Raw genomic sequence first — 1,451 nt, forward strand, 5'->3', positions numbered from 1 at the left:
TGAACTGACCCCATAAAGTTAGACAGGTCGTTTCATTAGGCAGCCTTTAGGGCATGAGTTCGATATTGTACCGGACTCATGCCTTTTAGTTTTGCCTTAATTCTTTTGTGATTATAATAATCGATATATTTTTCAAATTCTTGTTTAAAGTGTTCTATGCTTTCAAAATCTTTTAGATAAAGAAATTCAGATTTCATAATACCAAAGAAACTTTCAATAACCGCATTATCGTAACAGTTCCCTTTACGAGACATACTTTGCGTAATCTTGCGTTCCTTTAGGGCGTGCCGATACTTCTTCATTTGATAATGCCAGCCTTGATCAGAGTGAATAAGGAGTTCGTCTTCTTCTGTCAATTGTTGAAAAGACTTCTCCAACATCTTCGATACAAGTGAATAGGTTGGTCTTGAATCAATTGTATAAGCGATTATCTCTCCATTAAATAGATCTAACATCGGTGATAAGTAGAGCTTCTCGCCGCATAATTTAAATTCTGTTATGTCTGTAACCCATTTTTCGTTCGGCTTTTCAGCTTTAAAATTACGTTCTAAAATATTTGGCGCAATCTTACCTACTTGTCCTTTATACGAGCGATATTTTTTCATACGAACTAGACTCTTTAAACCTAACTCTTTCATAATTCGTTGAACTTTTTTATGGTTGATTTTATGTCCTTGGTTCATTAACTCATCGCGAATACGGCGATATCCATAACGACCTTGGTGTTCATCGTAAATGTTTTGAATTAAGATCTTTAGCTCTTTATCTTTATCTGGCCGATTAGAATTCTGTATCCAGTAATAATGTGTACTTCGTGGGAGTTCTGCTAATTTTAAAAGTGCCTGCACCGGAAATGCTTTCCTTAGTTCATAGATTACTTGCGCCTTATCTTGTTTGGTGATTTTTCCTTGTTTTGAACTAAGGCATTCAACTTTTTTAAATAAGCATTCTCCATACGCAAACGCTCCAATTCAGCTTGTAATGCTTCTACTGACTCTTCTGTTTGTGTTTGTTTCTTAATTGATTTTTGATTGTCCTTAGTCATAGATTGACGCCCCTTTTTCTTCGATTTAAGGGCGTCTACTCCTTTTTGATGTAGCTGAATACGCCATTTTCTAATAAGTCCAGGTGAAGAAATATTAAAAATAACTGCCGTTTCGTTTGGAGACGTCCCATTTTCGAACATATAATTTAGTACGTCTAGTTTATACTGTGCAGAATACGTTGTATAGCCTTTTTCAAAGGCCTGGATTCCATGATATTCAAATTGTTTTATCCACATGCGAACCACTTCGTGATTCGCTCCCAATGATTTCGCAATATCTTTTATACTCTCACTTCCATCTTGATAATGTATTACTGCATTTATTTTGTCTTCTGAAGTAAATTTAGTCATAAAAAAACTACACCTCCAATTGTTAGACTGTGTCTAACAATTGGGGTGCAGTTCA

At 35.3% G+C, this 1,451-nt stretch carries 1 protein-coding gene; it reads right to left on the reverse strand.

The features are described from left to right. Positions 1 to 35 precede the first annotated feature (35 nt). Positions 36 to 1,396 (reverse strand): IS3 family transposase gene (locus ACTFSL_RS31055; RefSeq protein WP_440042962.1). Its coding sequence is split into 2 segments (ribosomal slippage): positions 36 to 940 and positions 940 to 1,396, totalling 1,362 coding nucleotides; the frame shifts between segments, so codons are not numbered across the junction. Positions 1,397 to 1,451 lie beyond the last annotated feature (55 nt).

It is taken from the genome of Bacillus cereus group sp. MYBK108-1, from assembly GCF_051917185.1.
Classification (GTDB): domain Bacteria; phylum Bacillota; class Bacilli; order Bacillales; family Bacillaceae_G; genus Bacillus_A; species Bacillus_A cereus.